This is a genomic window from Mycobacterium sp. IDUB_37, assembly GCF_055419245.1.
Genome location: NZ_JBVAXG010000029.1, coordinates 1 through 1227 on the forward strand (window position 1 = coordinate 1; position 1227 = coordinate 1227).

Sequence of the window (1227 nt, forward strand, 5' to 3'; positions counted from 1 at the left end):
GGGGATCCGCCAGAGAGCAGCACCGAGAGTTGGCCGGCGAGGTTGGGGAATCCGCCGGCGAGGGTGGCGGCCAGGTTTTGTCCGGCGGAGATGAACGCGCCCAAAGTGCCTTGTAGGGCGGGGGCGCCGGTGAACAGGGCGCCCAGGGCGGTGTTGAAGGCGGCGTTGAGGCCGCCGAGGGAGAACTGGAATGCCGGTAGGCCGCCGGAGAGTGCGGCGTTGAGGGTGGCGGTGAGGTTGGCGGCCAGATTGCCCAGCGACACTCCGAGGTTGCCGGCCAACAACCCCGACAACGCCGGTAGTGCGGCGGTGAATTGTGCGGCGAGGTTTTGGCCGGCCTGGATGAACCCGCCCAACACTCCGGACAGGGCGGGGGCGCCGTTGAACGCGATGCCCAACGCGGTTTGCAGAGCGCCGTTCAACACACCGAGGCTGGCGTTGAACGCGGGCAGGCTGCCCGACAGCGCAGCATTGAGCGCGGACTGGAACGCGCCGTTGATCGCACCCAGGCTCAGGTTGAACGCGGGCAGCCCACCACCGAGGACAGCACCCAGGTTGGCCGAAAGGTTGTCCAGCGCTGCGGAGAAGACCGCGCCGAGGCCGCCGAGGTTGCCGGTGAGTGTTCCGGCCAGGGCCAGTGACAGGTTGGGGAAGCCGGCGGCGAGGTTGGCGGCGAGGTTTTGGCCGGCCACGATGAGTGCACCTAACGCGCCTTGGAAGGCGGGTGCGCCTGCCAGTGCGGTGTTGAGTGCGGCTTGGAAGGCGGCGTTGAGTCCGGCCAGGCTGGCCTGGAAGGCGGGCAGGCCGCCGGAGAGGGCGGCGTTGAGGGCGCCGTTGAGTGCGGCGGTCAGCGAGGGCAGGCTCAGGCCGAACCCACCCGAGAGGGAGGGCAGCAGTGCGGCGAGGTTGCCGCCGGCGGACAGGAACGCGTTCAGGGCACCGCCGAACACCGACCCACCCGAGAGTGCGGCGCTGAGGGCGTTGCCGAAGGCGGCGTTGAGGCCAGCCAGGTTGGCCTGCAGGGCAGGCAACCCGCCCGAGAGGACGGCCTGGAAGTTCGCGGCCAGGCTGCCCAGCGCGGCGCCGAAGTTGCCGGTGACCAGGCCACCGAGGTTGGGGAATCCGCCGGCGAGGTTGGCGGCGAGGGTGGCGGCGAGGGTGGCGGCGAGGTTTTGTCCGGCGGAGATGAACGCGCCCAAAGTGCCTTGTAGGGCGGGGGCGCCGGTG

1 pseudogene is annotated in these 1227 nt (G+C 70.5%); it reads right to left on the reverse strand.

Annotated features, from left to right (window positions below):
• Nucleotides 1-1227 (reverse strand): annotated as a pseudogene (locus ACZY1I_RS32145) (hypothetical protein); the annotation flags it as partial.